We start from the raw sequence: 21,620 nt of genomic DNA, 5'->3' as shown, positions 1-21,620 counted from the left end.
TCAGCGCTTCTCCGTCCAGCGGAACACCTTGAGGCAGGCTAGGAGTCCGATGACGGACCACGCCGCCAGCACCAAGAAGATGCGCTCGTGCTCCCAACTGCCGGCCGGTTCGAATGCCTCCATCTCGGGTGGCAGCAGCACAGAGCGGAAACCTTGCGCCATCCATTTGACCGGGAACAGTGAGCCGATCGTGAGCATCCACACGGGCAGCACCATCACTGGCACGTAGGTGCCCGAGATGAATTGCAGACTCACGGCGGGGCCGTTGGTCAGCACAGCAGCGGAGACGGCATTGTTGGCGAGATTGCTGATCAGGATGCCCAGCAGCGAGCAGCTGGTGATCCCCAGCGCGAACACCCAAGCGAGAGTGAACCATTCGCCGATCCCCGAGGGCAGACGCAACCCGAACGCGAACAGCCCGACCATCAGCAGGAGGACGGCCTCGGCGATGCTGGCGATCGCGACGAGCGCGATCTTGCCGACGAAGTAGGACGTCGCGGTCGCCGGGGTGCCGCGCAGGCGGCGCAGCGCCCCGGTTTCCCGGTCGGCGGCCACGCTGATGCCGAGGTTGATGAACGAGGTGGACAGGATCCCGTAGGCCAGCATGCTGGCGGCGATCACGGCGCTCGTCGATGTGCCGGTACCCACGACATTTCCGGAGAAGATCGAGCCGAGCAGCAGACAGATGATCGCGGGCATCGAGAAGGTCAGCACCAGCTGTTCGGGGCGCCGATAGAACATCTTCAATTCCGGGATCACTCGAGAGAGCCCGATGCGCAGCGGCGAGGGCAGTGCGGCGGTGGACCGCGAGCTGTGCCGTGCTCTCGAGGACTGCGACGATGCCGTCATCACGTCGACTCGATCAGCTGCAGGTAGGCGTCTTCCAGGCCGGGCCGCGTGACGGTCAGCGCGGTGAGTTCGCCGCCGGCGGCGGCCTGCTGCCGGATGAATTCGGTGGGCCGGTCGGTGCGCACGATGCGTTCCTCACCGCGGTCGATCCACCGCACCGTCGCCGTCGCATGCGCCGCGGCGGTCAGCCGATGTGGGGTGTCGACCGCCACCAGGCGTCCGGCGGCGATGACGGCTACCCGGTCGGCGAGCGCGGCGGCCTCCTCGAGGTAGTGCGTGGTGAGCACGATCGTGGTGCCGTCGGCGGCGAGAAGTCTGATCAGATCCCAGAACTGACGTCGCGCCTCCGGGTCGAAGCCGGTGGTCGGTTCGTCCATGAACAGCAACTCCGGGCTCGCGATGATGCCGAGCGCCACGTCGAGCCGGCGCCGCTGACCGCCCGACAGTGTCCGCACGCGCGCGTCCTGCTTACCGGACAGGCCGACCAGCTCCAGCACGTCCCCGGGGGAGCGGGCACTGCCGTAACACTGCCCGAACATCCGCAGGGTTTCCGCTACGGTCAGGGTCCCGAAGTCGCTGGCGTCCTGCAGAACGATGCCGATGCGCGAGCGCCAGTCCCGATCGGCGGTCCCGGGGTCCTCGCCCAGTACCCGAACCTCGCCGGCGTCCCGTCGGCGGTGGCCTTCGAGGATCTCGATGGTCGTCGACTTGCCCGCACCGTTGGGTCCGAGAATCGCAACCACCTCGCCGTAGGCGACGTCGAGGTCGAGGTCGAGGACGGCCTGCAATCGACCGTAGGACTTTCGCAGTCCTCGGATGTGCACGGCCGGCGCGACTTCCGCTGCGGTCATTGCGTGTCCGCACTTCCCTCGACGCCGTCGTGGAGGTCGGCCAGCAGTGCGCGAAGCTCGTCGTCGGACAGGGTGGCGATGAGGTGGTCGAGATCGTCGGCGGCCGGTTCGGCCTCGACGCTGGCATCGACGCTGTCGGCATGGATCTGACGGAGTTCGGCGAGGATTCGCGCGGCGAGCGAGTTCACCGATACTCCACGCAGGATCTCCAGGACCGGCAGGTCGATCGAGAACATCGTGTTGATGCGCACCCGGAACTCCATCGCCATCATCGAGTCCAGTCCCAGATCGTCGAGCATGGCGTCGGCCTCGACATCGTCTGCCGCGCAGTCGAACACCGCGGCGACGATGCTGCGCACGTGCTCGGTGACGACGGGAAGCCGGTCGGCGTCGGGCAGTGCGGAGAGCGTGTCGATCAGCGACGCCGCCCCCGCGTCGCCGGGGCCTTCGAGACCGGACTCCAGGTCACGGTAGATGGCGGGCAGGTGGGCGCCGAATCCCTGGCGGGCGCGGTTCCAGTCTGCGGTGATCGCGACGACGTGGGACACCTTCTGTGACACGAGCCGGTCGAGGATCCGAACTCCCGCGCGCGGGGTGATCAGCTCGATACCCCTGTTGGCGTAGATCTTCTCGAGCTTGAGCTCCTCGACCATCCCAACCGACCACGGCCCCCAGCCGATGGTCAGGGCGGGCAATCCCCGGGCCCGTCGATAGTGGGCGAAGGCGTCCAGGAAGGCGTTCGCGGCCGCGTAGTTCGCCTGCCCAGGGGAGGCGATCACCGAGCCTGCCGAGCCGAACATCACGAAGAAGTCGAGGTTCTCCTTCTCGAAGGCGTTGTGCAGCAACCGGGTTCCGACGACCTTGGGTGCCATGACGGTGGCGAAGTCCTCCTCGGTCATGCTGACCAGGAGGCGGTCGTCGACCGATCCGGCGGCGTGCACGATGCCGCGGATCGGTGGGCCGCCGGAATCCTCGTGCTCGTCGCGCCACCGTTCCACGCTCTCGGCGTCGGTGATGTCGACGGCGACGGAGCGCACCTGCGCGCCGAGCCGTTCGATCCGCCGGATCGCCTCCACGGTCGCGTGCTGTGCGTCCTGCGGGTCGAGATGGGGCCAGGTGGCGCGCGGCGGGAGTTCGCGGCGGCTGATCAACGTGATGTGTCGCGCCCCCCGCTCGGCGAGGTAGAGAGCGACGCTGCGACCGAGTGCGCCGGTGCCGCCGGTGACCACATAGGTCGCGGCGCGATTGAGCTTCGTGGGGAAGGGTCTGGTCAGCTCCCGGCACGGAAGCAGGCGCGGTGCGAGAGTGCGCTCACCACGCAGCGCGATCTGGTCCTCGGCGTCCGCGTCGAGCAGATGTGCGTAGAGGCGGGCGCCGACCAGGTCGGGATCGTCGGCGTCGTCGATGTCGACGAGGCCGCCCCACATCTCGGGGAATTCCTGGTGCCCGACCACCCGGCCCAGCCCCCACACGGTCGCCTGGTCGACGGCCAGGTCTTCGATACCCAACGCCGGCTGCGCATTCGCGGTGACGATGTGCACCCGGGGTGCTTCGCCGTCGCATCCGGCGAGAGCGTTGATCGCATGCAGGAGCGCGTGCACACCGAGTCGGTGATCTGATCCGCTGTAGATGTCGATCGGCCAGAAATCGACGAGCGCGCCCACCCCGCCCTCGGTCTGGTGAATCCGTCCGATCAGCTCCCGAAGCTGTTCTCCGCGTTGCGGATCGACGGCGTACCCGGTACCTGTCTCGGTGATCGCGGCGACCGACTGGTGGGCCACTTCGACGACACGGTGTCCGTGTTCGGACAGCTGGCGGGCCAGTGCGGATCCGAACCCGACGGTGTCGCAGAGGATCACCCATGTTCCGGAATGCGCGACGACGGTCTCGCGCGCCGGTTCGTGGTCAGCCCACTGGACGCTGTAGAGGCCCCGGTCGATCCGTTCGGTCGACATCGCCGATGACGCGCTCAACGACTGCACCGTGAATCCCTGCAGAACCGCCAAGATCTGCCCGAGGCGATCGACGACTGTGAGGTCGCTCTCGATCTCCTCGCGTGTGGCGGCGACCACCCGCACGTGCACCGTCATATCGGGTTCCGGACGCCCGTAGACGGCGCAATGTCGGATGCGTGTGGGCAGATATGTTGCCTGCGTGGCGTTGTCGGCGACCGTCGAGGTACCGAACAGGCTCTGCAGCGCACCGTCGAGCAGTGCAGGGTGGAACGAGAACGCGTCGATGTCGTCGGCGACGGCGGCGGGGATGCGCAACCGCACCCGCGCCCAGCCGTCACCGCCGGTGACGTCGCGTACCGGGCGGAATGCGTCGCCGTAGGCGAAGCCGAGTGCGGTGGTGCGGGCGTAGAACTCGTCGGAATCGAGTGCTGCGACGGAGAGGTCTTCGGCTCCGTGGTCATGGGCGGGGACGGGGGGAAGGGTGTTCAGTTCGGCGGTCGCCGTGACGATCCAGCCGAAGTCGCCGTCCCCGATCCCGGTGAACGCGGTGAACTCGATCTTGCCGTTCTCCTCGTTCAACGTGGTGCGTACCAGCGGGTCGCAGCTGTCGTCGAGCAGAAGCGCGCGGTGCAGCACCAGATCGTCGACGCTGCAGGCAGTCCCGTAGGTCTCGGTGGCTGCTGCCAGTGCCATCTCGAGGTAGACGGCGCCAGGCACCACGGCGGCACCCTGGACCTGATGGTCGGCCAGGAACGGCAGCGAGACGACGCTGAGCTCGACCTCCCACGTGGGGTGTGCGCCGGTCACCGGTTGACCGAGCAGGGGGTGTACCGGGGTGTAGTGCAGGTCTTCGGCTGCCTCCTGCGTTTCGTGCCAGAACCGCTTGGACTGCCACGGGTAGGTCGGCAGGCCCACCAGGCGGCCGCCGGGATGGAATGCCTGCCAGTCGATGTCGTGACCGTGGCTGTACAGCGCCGCCACACCGCCCAACAGCGTGCGAGCGTCGTCCTCGCCGCGGCGCTGGGTCGCGACCACCGCGACGCTCTGCGATCCGGCGATCTCGAGGATCGACGACGCCAGCACGGGATGCGGCCCGAGTTCGACGAAGTGGGTGTATCCGTCGTCGAGCATCCGCCGGGCAGCGGCTTCGAAAAGCACAGTCGCGCGGGTGTTCTGCCACCAGTAGGCGGCACCCGCCGCGTACTCGGTCAGCCGTTCACCGGTGACGGTCGAGTACAGCGGGATGCGGCCCGGCGCCGACGACAATCCCTCGAACGCGGTGAACATGTCGTCGCGCACGAGATCCATGTAGTGCGTGTGGTACGGAACCTTGACGGCGAGGTAGCGGTTGAAGACCTCCGCCTCGTCGAGTTGGCGCACGATGTCGGCGAGCACGTCCTCGTCGCCGGCAATGGTCACGGCGAACGGGCTGTTGATCGCGGCGATCGACACCCGGCGACCGAATTCGGCTGCCGCATCGGCATCGAGCGTCGTCATGAGCGTGTCGGCGCTCAGGCCCACCGCGAGCATGCGTCCCATGCCGGTGGTGCGCTGCTGAAGGCGGCTGCGGTGATGGATCACCCGGACGGCCTGTTCGAAGGTGAGCAGGCCGGCGAGGTGATGCGCCGCCACTTCGCCGGCACTGTGTCCGATCACCGCATCGGGCACGACGCCGTAGTGGGCGAGCTGCTCGGCCAGGGCGATCTGGACGGCGAAGTTGGCCGGCTGCGCGACCTCGGTGTCGCCCATCCGTGACTCGGCCTCGTCGCGGCGCAATTCCTCGAGGAGTGACCAGTCGGTGTAGCGGGCGAGTTCGCGATCGGTGCGCTCGATGCTGGCGGCGAACACCGGATGGGTGTCAAGCAGGCCGCGGCACATCTTCCACCACTGTGGGCCCATCCCGGTGCAGACGAAGGCCAGCCGTGGCGCCTCGGCGCCGGTGCGGCCGAGCATCGATTCGCCTGCGGTGTCAGCGAGTTCGAGCAGCTGCGCGCGAGCTTCGATGGTGTCGGCGACGGTCAACGCGCGGCGATGGCTGAGATGGCTGCGGCGTCGACTCAGGGTGTAGCCGAGGTCGGGCAGGCTGATCTCGGGATGATCCCGCAGATGGTCGGCCAGCTGGCAGGCGGCCGCGGCGAGCGCTTCCGGGGAGCGCGCCGACAGCGGGAGCAGCGTGAGCTGCGTGTCCGCCGCAGATGTGTCGGACTGCGCTGTGGGGGCGGGGGGTTCGGCGATGACGACGTGGGCGTTGGTGCCGCCGAATCCGAACGAGTTGACACCGGCGATGCGCCGCTGCCCGGCAGGGAAGTCCGTGGCGGTGCGAGGGATGTCGAGGTTCAGGTCCGCGAGCGGGCTGCTCGGGGTGCGCAGGTGCAGGCTGGCGGGAATCCTCCCGTGCTGCACGGTCATCGCGGCCTTGATCAGTCCCGCGACGCCGGCGCCGGCTTCGAGGTGGCCGATGTTCGTCTTGACCGATCCGATGAGCAGCGGATTCTCGGGTGTCCGGTCGGCGGCGAGCGCGCCTGCCAGAGCCCGGGTTTCGACCGGATCGCCGACCGGGGTTCCGGTGCCGTGGGCTTCCACGTAGCCGATGTCGGTGGGTGCGACGCCGGCGCGCTCGAGTGCCGTGGTGATCGCGGCACGTTGGGCGTCTTCGCTGGGAACCGTGATGCCGTCGGTGTGACCGTCCTGGGTGACGGCGGTGCCGAGAATCTGCGCGTAGACCCGGTCGCCGTCGCGCACCGCCTGCTGCAGCGGTTTGAGGACGACGACGGCGCCGCCTTCGCCGCGGGCGTACCCGTCGGCCGATGCGTCGAATGCCTTGCAGCGGCCGTCGCCTGAGAGGAAGCCGCTCTTGGATTCGGCGATCGCGGTGTTGGGACCCACGATGATGTTCACCCCGCCGGCGAGTGCCAGCTGGCAGTCACCATTCCAGATGCTCTGGGCTGCAAGGTGAACCGCGACCAGTGAGCTCGAGCACGCGGTGTCGACGGCCATGCTCGGGCCGCGGAAGTCGAACGCGTAGGAGATGCGATTGGCGAGCATCGTCATCATCATCCCGGTCGCCGAATGCGGCTTGAATCGGAATCGGCTGGTGCGGCCCTGGTTCTGCAGCAGCTGGTAGTCCAGTGTGAAGCCGCCGATGAACACCCCGACGTCGGTGCCGGCCAATGCGTCGGCGGGAATGCCGCCGTCCTCCAACGCTTCCCACGTGGCGTGCAGCAGCAGTCGTTGCTGGGGATCGAGCAGATTGGCCTCGCGGGGGGAGATGCCGAAGAACGCCGCGTCGAACTGGTCGATCTCGTCGAGATAACCACCGCGGCGGGTCACCATCTTGCCGGCCTTGCCCGGTGCAGAATCATGGAATCGCGGTGCATGCCATCGAGATTCGGGCACCTCGCGAGTGGCGTCGGTCTCGTCGAGCAGCAGTCGCCAGAAGTCGTCGGGGGAGTCGACGCCGCCGGGCAGTCGGCAGCCGATGCCGACGATCGCCAGTGCTTCGCGGTCGTCGTGGGCGGCTGGGGTCATCGAGCTGCCGCGGTGCACAGCACCCAACCCGTGGAGATGGGATCGATCTCCTGCTGCTCGCGGAAGACGGTGCGCAGTTCACGCAGCAACCCGTCGCGCTGCCACGCCTGGGCCTGGGACATGACATCGTCATCGGAGAACCGAGATGCCTTGTCGGTCATGACGGTGTCGATCACCTGGCCCGCGATCTGACGGAGCAGCAGCGCGTTGGCGTCGAACTGTTCGCGGACCGCGTCCGATGTTCCCATCATCGAATGGTGCAGTGTGGCCATGAAGTTCAGCGGCACGTACAGGTCGACGAAGCGGGCGGGGGAGGGATCGTGTTCGACGGCGGCCCATTCGCGGAAGAACAGTTGCATCCGGTTGCTCAGGTCGATGAGACCCTGCAGATAGGGCACGAGTTCGGGGTCGTCGGCGACCTGGGTGAAACGGTCGTTGCTGTAGAGGAATCCGATGAAGCCCCAGTAGAACGCGATGTCCCAGATGACCTTCACCGACATCACCGTCGGCGATCCCATCAGGATGTACTGATCGCGGTAGATGTTGCACCACATGTCGGTGAGGGACCGGAACATCGAGTCGCCGATCGCGGCGCGGGCGACGACGTCGGATCCGTCGAGTTCCCGGGTGATCATGTCGGTGACCAGGCCGTTGCCGATGGCGACGAGGTCCAGCCCGGAGGAGTAGAGCGGGTCGAGGAAGACGCCGGCGTCACCGGTGAGGCACCAGCGCGACTGCCCGTCGTAGACCCGCTCGACGGTGTGGCTGTACTGCTTCATCACCCGGAAGTCCTTGATCAGTCCGGCGTTTTCGTCGAGAACTGCGGCGCACTGCGGTTCGTGCTCACGCAGCCACGCCAGGGCTTTGTCGAGGGTGTTGAACCCGTCGAACGGGTGGAAGGCTGGGTCGGCCACGATGCCGACGCTGGTCGCGCCTGAGGCCAGCCGGATCAGCCACACCCAATAACCTTCGCCCATCAGATGATTCGTCGAGTACTCGCGCCGCCCTTCGGACAGGCGGGCGTGCCAGGTGGGGTCGTCGCTCCACTGTCCGACGTCGATCTCGGTGGCGATCCGCAGCCAGGCGGCGTTGCAGTGGTGGCCGTTGGCGCGTTTGAGGTCCAGTTCGCGCGGTAGCAGTCGGTTGCGTCCTGACGCGTCGACGACCCACCGGGCCGTCGTCTCGGTGACGTCGTCGTCGTGCTGGATGGTGACTCGGTGCGCTGCCGTCCCGCTCCCGAGTGCCACTGCACGCACCCGCCCGGTGGCGAATTCGATGCCCGCGGCGACGCACCGCCGGTGCAGTTCGTTCTCCAACCTGCCGCGGTCGATCTGGTAGGTGGTCTGCGGGACGAACGCGCTGCTGCCGACCTCGACGCGGCGGCTGATGTCGGTGTTGCCGTCCTGGGTGAAGAACATCCGCAGACCCATCTTGCGGATCTGGTGGTTCTGCAGATGGTCGGCCAGGCCGAGCCGGTCGCGTAGGTAGTGCGCGGAGATCTCGACGGTCGACTCGCCCACGGTGTGGGTGATTTCGGCGACGGGATGCGGGATGGGTTCGACGACGAGGATACGGGTCCCGGGGCGCGCGGACCGCAGTTCGAGAGCGAGGGTGAGGGCTGCGACACCTCCGCCGACGATCGCGACGTGATGGTCGCTGGTGTCCTCGTCGCGGGCCGCGAGTCGGGTCTTGATGCGACGCGCGAGGGCGTCTCGCGCTGTGTCGTCGAGTTGTGACAATTGCGCTCGAACGTCCACACTCGTCCTTTCCTCGCGGAGCCCAAACGGGTGTCCAGAGTTCGGAGATTACACGCGGCGGAGGCGCCATCGGGGGCGATGAAACGACCCAGGGGAGCGGCGTCGGGAGGCTGCGGTGCGGGCAGTGCCGCCGCTGTATCGAGCGCGGAATGACCGACCATCACCTGCCGGAAAGCACGCCCCGGCGACCGGTTAGCGGATACGGAAAGCGGGGGGCTCTAGCTCCACTGACAGCTGTCCGGGGATTTGCTGTGGGCGGCTCGCGGGTGGACATCCGAGCAGGTGACCGGGATCGAAGCGGCGGGCGCTACCGGCAGTACCGGTCGGTGATGACGGGATTCTTACGTCTGGCTCTGTGCGCGCAGTGCGCGCTGGTAGCGCCGCATGCCCGAGATCCATCGGTCGTAGTCACCGCCCTTGTGCCGGTACATCTCCAGCAGTTCGGCATGCGGGAGCACCAGGAAGCGATCGGCGAGAACGGCTTCGATGGTCGCCTCGGCCACGTCGTCGGCGCTGAGCACCGCTGCGGACTGTTCGATCGACGATGCGCCGAGTCGCGCGTCGGGATCAGCGGTACTCCGAACTGCCTGTAGCAGAGGCGTTTCCACCCCGAGTGGGCACACGCAACTGACTCCGACACCGTCGTCGCCGTAGCTGATCGCGAGCCACTCGGCGAACCCGACGACGGCATGCTTGCTCACCGCGTACCCGGCCGCCCCGAGTTGGGTCAATAGCCCGGCCGCCGAGGCCACCGATACGAAATAACCCGAGCCTCTCGACTGCCAGTGCGGCACAAGCAGTCTCGCGGCGCGGATGTGGGCGCGCAGGTTGACGTCGAGGATCGTGTCCCAGTCGCCCTCAGTGCCGAGACCCGGCCTGCCGATGATGCCGGCGTTCGCGACGTAGATGTCGACGGGGTCGAATTCGCGGCTCGCGAGCGTGATCATGCCTTCGATGTCGACCACGTCTGCGGCATCGGCTCTCAGTCCGATCGCCTGCCCGCCGTGCGACCGGATCGCCTCGGCGCATGCGTGCGCACCGGCCTCGTCGAGGTCGCCGATGACCACCCGCACGCCGCGTGCGGCGAGTCCGGTCGCGAGCGCCGCGCCGATGCCCGACGCCGCGCCGGTGACGATCGCGACCTTGCCGTCAAGTTCCATGCCCCCGATTCTCGACTGCGAGCGTGCGTGAACTCCCGGTCTGGTGCGGCGTGTCGGCTGCAGACCCGCACGCTCGCGGGAAAAGGAAAGGTCAGCCGAAGTGGACGCCCTGGGCGAGCGGGAGCTCTGAGGAGTAGTTCACCGTGTTGGTGGCCCGGCGCATGTACGCCTTCCACGCATCGGACCCGGACTCGCGGCCGCCGCCGGTCTCCTTCTCGCCGCCGAATGCGCCACCGATCTCCGCGCCCGAGGTGCCGATGTTGACGTTGGCGATGCCGCAGTCCGATCCGTCGGCGGCCAGGAACCGCTCCGCCTCGCGCACGTCGAGAGTGAAGATTGCCGACGAAAGACCCTGGGGGACAGCATTGTTGAGCGCGACAGCCTCGTCGAGCGTTTCGTAGGTCAGCACATACAGGATCGGCGCGAAGGTCTCGTGGTGCACGACCTCGCTTTGGCCGGGCATCCGGACCACAGCGGGCCGCACGTAGAACGCGCCCTCGTCCCCGACGTCCACCCGATCGCCGCCGATCACGTCGCCACCCTCGGCGGCGGCCTGCTGCAGCGCGCCGACCATGTCGCGGTAGGACCGCTCGTGGATGAGCGGGCCCACCAGCGTGCCCTCGGCGGCGGGGTCGCCCACCGGCAGTTGCTCGTAGGCCGCCACGATCCGGGCCACCAATTCGTCGGCGATCGACGAGTGCACGATCAGCCGACGCAGCGTCGTGCAGCGCTGACCCGCCGTCCCGGCCGCCGAGAACACGATGCCGCGCACCGCCAGGTCGAGATCGGCCGACGGGGTCACGACGGCGGCGTTGTTGCCGCCCAGTTCGAGCAGGACCTTGCCGAAGCGCTGCGCCACCCGCGGCCCGATCTCCCGGCCCATGCGCACCGAGCCGGTCGCAGACAGCAGCGCGACGCGCGAATCGTCGACCAGCTGCTCGCCGACCTCGCGGCTGCCCTGCACCAGCTGGGAGACACCGGCGGGCGCGCCGACGTCGCTGCACGCGCGGTCCAGCAGCGCATGGCAGGCGATCGCGGTCAGCGGGGTCAGCTCGGACGGCTTCCACACGACGGTGTCACCGCAGACGAGCGCCACCGCGGTATTCCATGCCCACACCGCGACGGGAAAGTTGAACGCCGTGATGACGCCGACGACGCCGAGGGGGTGCCAGGTCTCCATCAGCCGGTGACCGGGCCGCTCGGACGCGATGGTCTTGCCGTAGAGCTGGCGGGAGAGGCCGACGGCGAACTCGCAGATGTCGATCATCTCCTGCACCTCGCCCAGCGCCTCGGAGGTGATCTTGCCGGCCTCGATCGTCACCAGCGTGGCCAGCGCGTCCTTGTGCTCGACCAGGAGTTGGCCGAGCCGGGCCACGAGCGCGCCGCGCACCGGGGCCGGCGTGGTGCGCCAGGTACGGAACGCATCGGCCGCCGCGGCGATCGCCGCGTCGACCTCGGTCGCCGACGACTCGGCAACGGTGAACAGCACGTCCCCGTTGACCGGAGAGCTGGCGGTGATGCCGCCGGCGTTCGGCGCGCCAAGGGACACCCGGGCGCCCACTGCGGCTAGCGCCTCCTGTACCTGGGCACGCAGGTCATCAGAGGTCGGCAGGGGCGTGGACGTCACGGTGGAGGTCATGAGGAGGCGACTTTCTCGTAGAGGTGGTAGGGGTCGTGGATGTGATGGCCGATCGTGGCGGCCATCCAGTCGCGGCTGTAGTCGGTGTGGTCCGCGCCCTCGGCGGCGGTCGAATCGCCGTCGAGGTTGGAGCGGAAGATGCCGGCCGCCGAGGCGGGCAGGAAGTCCTCGTAGACGACGGGACGGGTCGGATCGCCCCCGTGGTAGTACGCCAGCCCGGACGCCGCGAGGTCGGTGTCGGTGACGGGGAAGTGCTGGTCCCACTCCGCGGCGGGATCCGGGGAGGCCATGGCCGCGTCGTAGCGCTCGCGGCCCAGCGGGGTGAGCGCCACGCCGCGCTGTTCGACCTCGCCGAAGCGCACCCGCAGGGTGCCGTCGACGACGGTGCCGTCCGGCTCACGGAACCGGCGCGGCTCGGCCAGAGCCCGGAACGACGTCTGCCGCAGCAGCACCCGCGGGCCGTCGGTGCGGGGCGGGCCCTGGATGTGGTCGATCATCGTGATGCCGCGGGCGGTCATCTGCTGCTGCAGCGCGTCGATGTCGAGCACCCGGGGCGTCAGGTGGTTGATGTGCGTGGACCGCACACCGGCGATGTCGGCAGCCACCGCGGAGACCGTCGACAGTTCGTCGTACCAGCCCCGGTCGATCGGGTCGCGCGACAGAGCGAAGGCCGAGACGGCCGCGGCGACGAAGTCCTGTGCGTCGGCGGACGGGCATGCGCCGTGCGCGGCAATGCGGCGGGCGGTCGCGATCAGGGCCGGGTCGAAGAGCTGCCGAGTATCAAGAAAGCGGGTCACCCGGTGCGCCAGGTCGTCGGAGAAGAACCGCCGGTCTGCGACCGCGAGCATCGAGGTGAACACCCGAAAAGGGTTGCGGTCCAGCTCATCCGGCTCGATCGGGCGAAACGCTGTCGACACCACGGGCACGGGGGAGGCGGCCTCGCGCAGGTCGTAGTAGCCGACTCCGAACATGCCGAAGGCGGCGAAGAGGTCGGCGACCTGTGCCAGTTCGGCCGCGTTGCCCACGCGAATGGCGCCGTGGCGTTCGGCGGTCACGCGGTCGAGGGAGCCCAGCCGCACGGCGTCGTCGTCGGCGGCGACGACGCTCCGGTTCACCTCGGAACTGACCTCCACCAGGGTGTGATACGCGGGCACCTCGGCGCCGTACATGGCGGAGAGCCCTGCGGCGAATTGCGCCCGCAATTGCCAGGTTTCGACGTCAGGCACGGGTCCTCCGATACAGTGCGGCCATGACCGGGCCCGACGAATGCCAGCCGCTCGACGAGATCGACCGTGTGCTGGTCCGCGAACTCGTCGCCGACGGCCGCGCCACCCTGGCCCATCTGGCGGCGACCGCGGGCCTGTCGGTGTCGGCAGTGCAGTCGCGGGTGCGTCGGCTCGAATCACGTGGTGTGGTCACCGGATACACCGCCCGGATCAATCCCGAGGCAGTCGGCAACATGTTGTCGGCGTTCGTCGCCATCACACCTCTCGACCCGTCGCAACCCGATGACGCCCCCGCCCGACTGGAACACATCTCCGAGATCGAAGCGTGCTATTCGGTGGCCGGTGACGACAACTACGTGCTGCTGGTTCACGTGAAGTCGGCTCGGGCGCTGGAGAGCTTGCTACAGCGCATCCGCACCGCGGCCGACGTCAAGACCCGCAGCACGATCATCCTACATAAATTCTACAGCGACAGGCGCTCCGTACCGGAGTAGTTCCTGTTTCTGATCTGATCTGACGAAAATTTCAAGATCGGCAGACCGAGTTCGACGGAATTGTCGCCGGGCGCGGCCACCTCCCGGTCCAGCTCGGTTCGGTAACGATCCGGTCGGCAGTGTTTGCCTCGTGCCACAGTAGCCACCTGACGGAGGGAGGGGCGACCGGATGAGCCTGCTCAGAAGGCGTACCGGACGAGTGGCGCTCGGCGTTCAATCCAAAGTGTTGATCGCGCTGTTGCTCGTCAGCGTGCTGTCGGTGTTGGTCACCGGATCCATCGGCTACGTCTCCGGCACCGACTCCCTGCGCAACGCCGAGTTCACGAACATGACGCAGCTGCGGGAGTCGCGGGCGCGCGAGATCACTCAGTACTTCCGCACCGTCAGCGACGCTGCGTCGATCGTCACGCACGGGGCCACCACGGTCAACGCCACCCGCGATTTCGCCGCCGCCTACCGCGAGCTCGACGCGACGCCTCCGCCACCCGAGCAGCGCGACGCCGTGCGTCGTTACTACGACACCGTGTTCGCGCCGGAACTGACCAAACAGTCCGGACAACCGACGGATCCCACGCTGTTCGTACCCACCGGCAACGCCGCCGTGGCCCTGCAGAACGCGTACACCGTCCCGGCCGGAGGCGACTTCGACAAGGCGCTGACCATCCGGCCCGCGGGTCCGCCGACCGCCTGGTCGGCGACCAACGATCGCTATCAGAGCTTCTTCGCCGACCTCACCACACGGTTCGCGTTCGAGGATTCGTTGCTGATCGACACGTCGGGCAACGTCGTCTTCACTGCCTACAAGGGCGCCGACCTCGGCACGAACCTGATCACCGGGCCGTACAAGGCGTCCCTGCTCGCCGACAACTACCGCAAGGCGCTTCAGGCGACCTCGGTGGACCAGACGTTCATCACCGATTTCGAGCGCTACCCGCCCGCCTACGACAAGCCCACGATGTGGGTGCTGTCTCCGATCGGCGACGGCGGCGCCATCCAGGGCGTGCTCGCGCTGCAGATGTCGATCGACGGCATCAACAACGTGATGACCGGCAACCGCGAATGGGAGGCCGACGGCCTGGGCGCCACCGGCGAGACCTACCTCGCCGGGCCCGACCGGTTGATGCGGTCGGTGTCGCGGCGCCTGCTCACCGATCCGCAGGCCTTCGTCGGCGAGGTCGTCGACCACGGCACGCCCACCGATGTGGCCGAACGTGAGGTCGCTGTCCAGGGCAGCACGCTGCTGCAGCCCGTCAACACCGTCGCGGTCAACCGGGCGCTCGAGGGCGAATCGGGCACGGTGACCGACAACGACTACATCGGTCCGCCCTCCCTGGTGTCCTACATGCCGCTGGACATCCCGGGGCTGGACTGGGTACTGGTCGCCAAGATCGACGAGAGCGAGGCGCTGGCCCCGGTCAACAAATTCGCCCGCAACATCGCCCTGTCGACGGCGACGATCGTCCTCGTCGTCTGCATTCTCGCCCTGCTGCTGAGCCGGATGCTGACCCGTCCCGTCGCGCGCATCGCCGACGCGGTGCGCAGGGTCCGCGGCGGCGAGGTCGGTGTCAGTGTCCCGGTCACCACCAAGGACGAATTCGGCGATTTGGCAGCCGAATTCAACGACATGTCGGAGAGTCTGCGCACCAAGCAGGAACTCATCGACGCCCAGCGGCGCGAAATCGACGATCTGCTGGCCACTCTGATGCCCGAAACGGTCGCCCAGCGGGTTCGACAGGGTGAGCAGACCATCGGCGGCGACCATCGCGACGTCTCGGTGGTCTACGCCGAGCTGCTGCACTTCCAGGATTACGCCCGTGCCCTGTCGGCCGAGGATTCGGTCCGCACCCTCAACGACCTCATCGAGTCGTTCGACGCCGCGGCCGAGCGTCACGGCATCGAACGGGTGCGCAACCTGCACAACGGATTCCTGGCCACCTGCGGGCTGGTCGTCCCGCGCGTCGACCACGCCAGCCGGACAGCGGCTTTCGCCGTCGACCTCGTCGAGGTGGTCAATGTGTTCAACGACCAGCACGACGCGGAGCTCGCCCTGCGCATCGGCATCGACAGCGGGCAGGTGTCGAGCGGTCTGATCGGGCAGCGCACCAGGATCTACGACCTGTGGGGCGAGGCAGTCGATCTGGCGCACCGCGTACACGCGGCGACCGATCGACCGGGCATCTTCGTCAGCGATCGCGTGCACGCAAATCTGACTGCGCTGTACACCTTCACCGAAGAAGGCTCGGTGGCCGGGCCTGACGGGGACGAACCGGTCTGGTCGCTGCGCATCCCGGCGAGGTCGTCGTGAACGTGGTGACCGCGCAGCCGTGGTTCTGGCCGACCGTGTCGGTCGTCGTGGCACTGCCCGTCGCGCTGCTGGTCCTCACCGAGCTGTACCAGTGGCTGTCGCGGCGCAGCAGCAGCTACGCCCGGCCGGTGCTGCTGCTCCGCAACGCGGTCTTGCCTGCGCTGGCGCTGTACGTCCTCATCGACCAGCTCAACGACTCCGACGTCGAGGCCACCTGGCCGCGCATCGCCGCGACCGTCTTCGGCTTCCTCCTCATCTTGTTCGCGCTCTCCGGCGCCAACGCGGCGCTGTTCGGGGAAGCGCGGCCGGGCAGTTGGCGTGAGCGGTTGCCGACGATCTTCATCGACCTCGGCCGGCTCGTGGTGATCGTGATCGGTCTGGGGCTGCTGTTCTCCTGGGTCTGGGGCACCGACGTCGGGGGCCTGTTCGCCGCGGTCGGTGTCACCTCGATCGTCATCGGCTTGGCCGTGCAGTCGGCTGTGGGTCCCGTGATCGCCGGGTTGTTCCTGCTGTTCGAACAGCCTTTCCGCATCGGTGACTGGCTCGACACCTCGGCGGCCCGCGGCCGTGTCCTCGAGGTGAACTGGCGTTCGGTACACATCGACACCGGCAACGGCATCACGATCGTGCCGAACGCGTCGCTGGCCACCGGGTCCTTCACCAACCTCAGTCGTGTGACCGGCGCCGCCTTCCAGGCAACGGCGACCCTGACCTTCAGTCCGGGCGACCGCCCTGCCACCGTCGTGGAGATGCTGCGCGCCGTCGCCGACGCGCTGCCGTCGAAGATCGCGGACCTGCCGTCCCGGGTGAGTTCACTCGGTGCGGGGGAGTACCGGGTGTCCGTCCCGGTCATCGGCCCCGCTGATGAGTCGCCGACCAGAAACGTTCTGCTGCATCGAGTTTGGTACGCAGCTCGGCGAGCCGGGGTGCGCCTCGACGGCGTGGAGCCGCAGGACGACGTGGCTCCCGACCTGAGCGCGCAGGCGATGCGGATCGGGTCGAGGCTGGGCCTGGACGACGAGACCACGGCCTCACTCGTCGAGGCGGGCCGGCTTCTCTCGTACGCCGAGGGTGAGGTCGTGCAGGCCGCGGGGTCGATTCCCGACGCCATCGCGTTCGTGCTCGACGGTGAGCTGCAGCTGACGGCGACCGCGCGAGACGGCGGGCGCGTGCCGATCGGGCAGGTGCAATCGGGCGACTTCGTCGGGGCCACAGCGCTGACCCGTCAGCGCGTCCTGACCGGCGCGGTCGCGGTGGCCGACACGACCGTGCTCTCGATTCCCCGCCACGTCATCGCGCCCGTGGTGCAGCAGCATCCGGCGTTGGCTCGCCAGCTCGGCGGGACGATCGATCTACGCCGGCGAGCCGCCGAAGAGGCGCTGGACCCGGAAAAGAGTCGTGTGTAAATACCCTTGACGGGAAACTTTATATCTTCAGACCGTTCTTAACGGAATTTTTGCGTTATAGTCGCCTAATGACCGATGTTCTGGCGCCGCCTGCTGTCGCATCCCGGATCACCTCCGACATCACCCCCGAGGACGTGCGCCCGGTGTTGGCCCGCAGCATCCTCGCCGACGGGCTGGACCTCGTGCTCGACGTCGAGCGTTCGCACGGGTCCTATCTGATCGACGCGCGCTCGGGCCGCGGCTATCTCGACATGTTCACGTTCTTCGCATCGTCGGCGCTGGGCATGAACCATCCGGCGCTGGCCGACGACGAGCAGTTCCGCGCGGAACTGACCGCGGCCGCGCTGAACAAGCCCAGCAATTCCGATGTGTACAGCGTGCCGATGGCACGTTTCGTGGAGACGTTCGCCCGTGTCCTCGGCGATCCGGCGCTGCCGCACCTGTTCTTCGTCGACGGTGGGGCGCTGGCCGTCGAGAACGCGCTCAAGGTGGCCTTCGACTGGAAGAGTCGGCACAACGAGGCGCACGGTCGCGACCCCGAGTTGGGCACCAAGGTCCTGCATCTGCGTGGCGCCTTCCACGGCCGCAGCGGCTACACGATGTCGCTGACGAACACCGATCCCAACAAGGTCGCGCGTTTCCCGAAGTTCGACTGGCCGCGCCTCGATGCGCCCTATCTGCGTTCGGGCGCGAACATCGAGGCACTGGAGGCAGAGTCGCTGCGGCAGGCGCGTGCCGCGTTCGAGGCGGCGCCGCATGACATCGCCTGCTTCATCGCCGAGCCCATCCAGGGTGAGGGTGGAGACCGTCACATCCGGCCGCAGTTCTTCGCCGCGATGCGTGCGCTGTGCGACGAGTTCGACGCGCTGCTGATCTTCGACGAGGTGCAGACCGGCTGCGGGATCACCGGAACAGCTTGGGCTTACCAGCAATTGGGCGTGCGGCCCGATGTCGTGGCGTTCGGCAAGAAGACGCAGGTGTGCGGAGTGATGGCCGGCGGCCGCGTCGACGAGGTCGCCGACAACGTGTTCGCCGTGAGCTCGCGGATCAACTCGACCTGGGGCGGCAATCTCGTGGACATGGTGCGGTCACGCCGCGTCCTGGAGGTCATCGAGGCCGACGGGCTCTTCGACTGCGCCGCGGACAACGGCCGCTATCTGCTCGATCGCCTCGACGAGGTGGCCGCCGCTTTCCCCGCGATGGTTCGCGACGTTCGCGGCCGCGGTCTGATGTGCGCGTTCAGTCTGCCGAGTGCCGAGCAGCGCGACACGCTGGTGGCACGGCTCTGGGACGCCGGGGTGATCATGCTCGGTTGCGGTCCCGACAGCGTCCGGTTCCGGCCCGCGCTGACGGTGTCGCGCGAGGAGATCGACGCCGCGGTCGATGCGGTGCGCGCGGTGCTCAGGTCGATGTCGGTTCGATCGGCCGGGTGAGCCGGCGGATCGTCGAGCGCAGCCGCGGCAACTCGTCGCGGCCGACCAGCTCGCAGCCGTGACGTTCGGCGAGTGTGCGTGCCGCAGGCGTGAACTGGTGGTTGGTGACGACCATGGTGCGGGTGCAGTCCTGCATGGGTGCGCCGGCCACGACCTCTTGCACGGCGCTGGTACCGACCGGGCGTGACTGCCGTTTGCACTGCACTGCCAACCGGTCGGGCCGGTGCCCGAGGATCAGGTCGACGCCCCAGTCGCCCGACAGCGGCGTCATGATCACCGGCACACCGGCCGAGCGCGCGATACGAGCCACGTAGTCCTCGAACTCGGTGCCTGACATCTCGTCTCGGGCATCGGTCTCGCGGGCTCCTGGCGTGGCGGCGCCCACGACGATGGCTGTGAGGAACCGTGGCACGAGCGGCGTGGCCACCGCGATTGCCACACACCACCACGGCGCCACACCGCAGAGCGCCGCGCCCACCCCGGCGGCGATGCCGAGCGCACCCGCCAAGCGCCACCGAGTCCGCGTCACCACCGGATCGTAAGCGGGGGCGGTGACAAGGCGGGCCACCGACGTTTACCAGCGCAGATCACGGGGAAGTCACGGTTGCATGACGGACCTGTCGGGCCACGAACGCCGGTCGGGCATCGGTTATGGCGACCGGGCAGAAGACCGCAGCGTGCGTGATGCCGTGCGCACGGCACTCGGGTTTGCCGCTGTGGGGCTGCTGTTCCTCGTGACGTCGTCGCTGTGGATGGGCACCTGCACCGGGTCCACGATCGACGGGCTGGCGTGCGGTGTTCCTCAGCGCGCGGGAGCAGCCGTCGGTGCGCCGCTGATCCTGCTGGTCGGCGGCGCCGTGTCGCTACTGCGCGGCGCGAAGATGCAGCGCGAGACACCGGCCTGGTGGGCGTGGCAGAGCGCCGGGTGGCTTCTGATCGCTCTGACGGTGATCACCGCCCTGCCGGCCCTGCCCTGATTGACGTTCTCTGTCAAACCATCTCGACCAGAACGCTATTCGTATCCTCGGCGAGGAGCGTCGAGTGCATCCGTATTGGATCTCACGTTTTGCACTTCGCAAAATTCGCCGTGTCATAAATGCCGAAACGGACTGTGCGGATCACTTAAGCTCTTGCCGATGTCCGCCTCACGCAAAAGCCCTGGCAAGGTGGCACCGCGCGCGGCGGCAGCCCCTCCGGTAGCCGAAGTCTCGTCCACGTCGCGAACGTGGACATTCCTGACCAATCACGGACACGTGCTGCTCTGCCTCGCGCATGGGAGATCGTTGACAGCGCGCGAGTTGAGCGTGCTGATCGGGATCACCGAACGATCCGTCCAGACAATCCTGGCCGACCTCATCGCCGACGGATACGTCGACAAGGCCAAGGTCGGCCGCCGCAACAGCTACACGGTCAACCGCGACGGGCGGATGCGACATCCGGTGGAGTCCGCGCACACCGTCGGCGAGCTGATCGACGCGCTGACATGACCCGCTGCCGGATGCTGTAGCCGAGATTGCCGTCAGGGTCGTCCGCGCGACCCTCAACGCAATCTCGTCCACAGCACCGGGCAGAGGTGCTTCCCGACCTGCGTCTCATGGGCGACTGTGTCGGTGCTCAGGGCCACGATCCTCTCGTGACAGACATCCTTCGCGGCAGCGAGGCACTTTCCGCCGGTGTGCTGACTCGCGGTGTTCTTCGGAGCCGATACCGCAGGCTTTTTCCCGATGTCTACATGACAGCCAATGCCGCGCCCACGCTGTTGGACCGGATCCACGCGGCCTCGATCTGGTCTCGCGGTCAGGGGGTGATCGCCGGCCGCGCAGCCGCCGCGCTGCACGGGGCCCGGTGGATCGACGACGACGTGCCGATCGAGATGATCCGCCGCTTCCCTCGGCCGCCGCGCGGGATCATCGTTCGCAACGAGAGCATCGAACCCGACGAGATCTGCTCGGTCGACGGAATACCGGTCACCACGCCGCAACGCACCGCCTTCGACCTTGCACGCCATAACCCGCGCGTCGAGGCGGTGAAATGCCTGGATGATCTGGCTCGAGCCACGGGTATCGGGATCGGTGAGGTGCAGGCGCTGGCAGATCGCTATCCGCGGGCGCGCCGGTTGGAGTTCGCGCGGGGCACTGTCGATCTGATGGACGGCGGTGCGCAGACGCGCAACGCGACCCGGGTGCGGCTCATTCTGCGCAAGCGCTGGCCCATGGTGCCCCGAACGGGTGTGCGTGTCGGATCGGCGGCCTGGGGTGGCGTCGATCTCGCCTACGACGATCTCAAGATCGGTATCGACGTCCTCGACATGGATGGCGACGACCTCTTCACCAAGTGGCCGTACGGCACCGGTTATTGCCCCGAGATCGAGCACAAGATTCGCTACATGAAGGAATTCACATGGAACTTCGTGGTCTTTCATCGCCAGAGCACATTCGGTGAGGTTCTGGGCCGTGTAGGCCTTGCCCTCGAGCAGCAAGGCTATCGACGTCGACGCAACAGACGTTGACGCAACAGACGTTGACACAACAGACAACGGGCCCGACCGGTCATACCGGTCGGGCCCGTCGAGAGTCTGCTTACTGGTTGGCTTCCTGGCGCTTTTCGGCGGCCTTGGCGCCGGCACGAGCCGACTCGGCCTCGGCTTCCTTTTCCGCGACCTCACGCTGCGCTTCGGCCTTGTCCTGCTGCGCTTTGCCTTCTTCAACCATGTCGTCACGTCCGGCGACGGTGCCGACGGTCTCCTTCGCCTTGCCCTTCACGTCCTCGACGACGCCTTTGATGCCCTCTGCGGGACCGCTGTTCTTGTCAGTCATGATCACCTTTCGGCTTGGGTTGTCGACCTCGGCTCCGACCCGTGGTCGGTCGGCCTGGGCTTCCCCGCGACCCGTGGGCTAAACGGGTGACGCAGGTCTCACCGCGGTTACGCAGAATTGCCTGCTGACGCAAGGCTTTTCGGCCTCGAGTTTGCAGATTTGGGGGCTGGGGTATGGGTTGCGCACCATGTCAGCAACAGT

At 67.7% G+C, this 21,620-nt stretch carries 16 protein-coding genes; 7 read left to right on the top strand and 9 right to left on the bottom strand.

What is annotated here, in order from left to right; translation table 11 throughout:
- The 7 genes from PGN37_RS01965 to hglS form a co-directional block, all read right to left on the bottom strand.
- Entirely contained in the window at positions 1-849 is an 849-nt protein-coding gene (locus PGN37_RS01965) for an ABC transporter permease (RefSeq protein WP_335329338.1), read from the bottom strand.
- Entirely contained in the window at positions 849-1,700 is an 852-nt protein-coding gene (locus PGN37_RS01960) for an ABC transporter ATP-binding protein (protein WP_335329337.1), read from the bottom strand. The genes PGN37_RS01965 and PGN37_RS01960 overlap by 1 nt, the downstream gene beginning before the upstream one ends.
- The gene (locus PGN37_RS01955) at positions 1,697-7,183 is read right to left on the bottom strand and encodes a type I polyketide synthase (protein ID WP_335329336.1); all 5,487 of its coding nucleotides are present in this window, start codon (positions 7,181-7,183) and stop codon (positions 1,697-1,699) included. Before PGN37_RS01955 ends, PGN37_RS01960 begins: the two co-directional genes overlap by 4 nt.
- Positions 7,180-8,940: an NAD(P)/FAD-dependent oxidoreductase gene (locus PGN37_RS01950; RefSeq protein WP_335329335.1), complete on the bottom strand. Its 1,761-nt coding sequence runs from the start codon at positions 8,938-8,940 to the stop codon at positions 7,180-7,182. Before PGN37_RS01950 ends, PGN37_RS01955 begins: the two co-directional genes overlap by 4 nt.
- Positions 8,941-9,281: 341 nt before the next feature.
- Entirely contained in the window at positions 9,282-10,100 is an 819-nt protein-coding gene (locus PGN37_RS01945; protein ID WP_335329334.1) for an SDR family NAD(P)-dependent oxidoreductase, read from the bottom strand.
- A gap of 91 nt (positions 10,101-10,191) precedes the next feature.
- Positions 10,192-11,739 carry an L-piperidine-6-carboxylate dehydrogenase gene (gene amaB / locus PGN37_RS01940; protein ID WP_335329333.1) on the bottom strand — a complete coding sequence of 516 codons (1,548 nt, stop codon included), beginning with the start codon at positions 11,737-11,739 and terminating at the stop codon, positions 10,192-10,194.
- Positions 11,736-12,965 carry a 2-oxoadipate dioxygenase/decarboxylase gene (gene hglS, locus PGN37_RS01935; protein WP_335329332.1) on the bottom strand — a complete coding sequence of 410 codons (1,230 nt, stop codon included), beginning with the start codon at positions 12,963-12,965 and terminating at the stop codon, positions 11,736-11,738. The genes amaB and hglS overlap by 4 nt, the downstream gene beginning before the upstream one ends.
- A 23-nt stretch (positions 12,966-12,988) precedes the next feature.
- Between hglS and PGN37_RS01930 the strand changes: the two genes are divergently transcribed.
- The 4 genes from PGN37_RS01930 (at position 12,989) to lat (ending at position 18,603) form a co-directional block, all read left to right on the top strand.
- The gene (locus PGN37_RS01930; RefSeq protein WP_335329331.1) at positions 12,989-13,459 is read left to right on the top strand and encodes an Lrp/AsnC family transcriptional regulator; all 471 of its coding nucleotides are present in this window, start codon (positions 12,989-12,991) and stop codon (positions 13,457-13,459) included.
- A 169-nt stretch (positions 13,460-13,628) separates the two neighbouring features.
- The gene (locus PGN37_RS01925; RefSeq protein WP_335329330.1) at positions 13,629-15,764 is read left to right on the top strand and encodes an adenylate/guanylate cyclase domain-containing protein; all 2,136 of its coding nucleotides are present in this window, start codon (positions 13,629-13,631) and stop codon (positions 15,762-15,764) included.
- The gene (locus PGN37_RS01920) at positions 15,761-17,170 is read left to right on the top strand and encodes a mechanosensitive ion channel family protein (protein ID WP_335329329.1); all 1,410 of its coding nucleotides are present in this window, start codon (positions 15,761-15,763) and stop codon (positions 17,168-17,170) included. The genes PGN37_RS01925 and PGN37_RS01920 overlap by 4 nt, the downstream gene beginning before the upstream one ends.
- A 68-nt stretch (positions 17,171-17,238) precedes the next feature.
- Entirely contained in the window at positions 17,239-18,603 is a 1,365-nt protein-coding gene (lat, locus tag PGN37_RS01915) for an L-lysine 6-transaminase (protein WP_335329328.1), read from the top strand.
- On the opposite strand, the gene PGN37_RS01910 is transcribed toward lat, so the two are convergent.
- Positions 18,572-19,132 (bottom strand): restriction endonuclease, encoded by a 561-nt coding sequence (locus PGN37_RS01910; protein WP_335329327.1) that lies wholly within the window; start codon positions 19,130-19,132, stop codon positions 18,572-18,574. The two genes, lat and PGN37_RS01910, sit on opposite strands and share 32 nt — an antisense overlap.
- 79 nt (positions 19,133-19,211) lie before the next feature.
- Between PGN37_RS01910 and PGN37_RS01905 the strand changes: the two genes are divergently transcribed.
- The 3 genes from PGN37_RS01905 (at position 19,212) to PGN37_RS01895 (ending at position 21,112) form a co-directional block, all read left to right on the top strand.
- Positions 19,212-19,580 (top strand): hypothetical protein, encoded by a 369-nt coding sequence (locus tag PGN37_RS01905; protein WP_335329326.1) that lies wholly within the window; start codon positions 19,212-19,214, stop codon positions 19,578-19,580.
- Positions 19,581-19,739: 159 nt separating this feature from the next.
- Positions 19,740-20,090, top strand: coding sequence for a helix-turn-helix transcriptional regulator (locus tag PGN37_RS01900; protein WP_335329325.1), 351 nt, complete (start codon positions 19,740-19,742; stop codon positions 20,088-20,090).
- Between the two features lie 146 nt (positions 20,091-20,236).
- Positions 20,237-21,112 carry a hypothetical protein gene (locus PGN37_RS01895; RefSeq protein WP_335329324.1) on the top strand — a complete coding sequence of 292 codons (876 nt, stop codon included), beginning with the start codon at positions 20,237-20,239 and terminating at the stop codon, positions 21,110-21,112.
- A gap of 70 nt (positions 21,113-21,182) precedes the next feature.
- On the opposite strand, the gene mbp1 is transcribed toward PGN37_RS01895, so the two are convergent.
- A complete protein-coding gene (gene mbp1 / locus PGN37_RS01890; RefSeq protein WP_335329323.1) occupies positions 21,183-21,419 on the bottom strand; it encodes a microaggregate-binding protein 1 in 237 nt (78 codons plus the stop codon).
- Positions 21,420-21,620: the final 201 nt, after the last annotated feature.

This window comes from Mycobacterium kyogaense (genome assembly GCF_036946525.1).
GTDB lineage: Bacteria > Actinomycetota > Actinomycetes > Mycobacteriales > Mycobacteriaceae > Mycobacterium > Mycobacterium kyogaense_A.
Note: the sequence above shows the minus strand (reverse complement) of the source record. Positions and strands in the feature narration are given on the sequence as shown.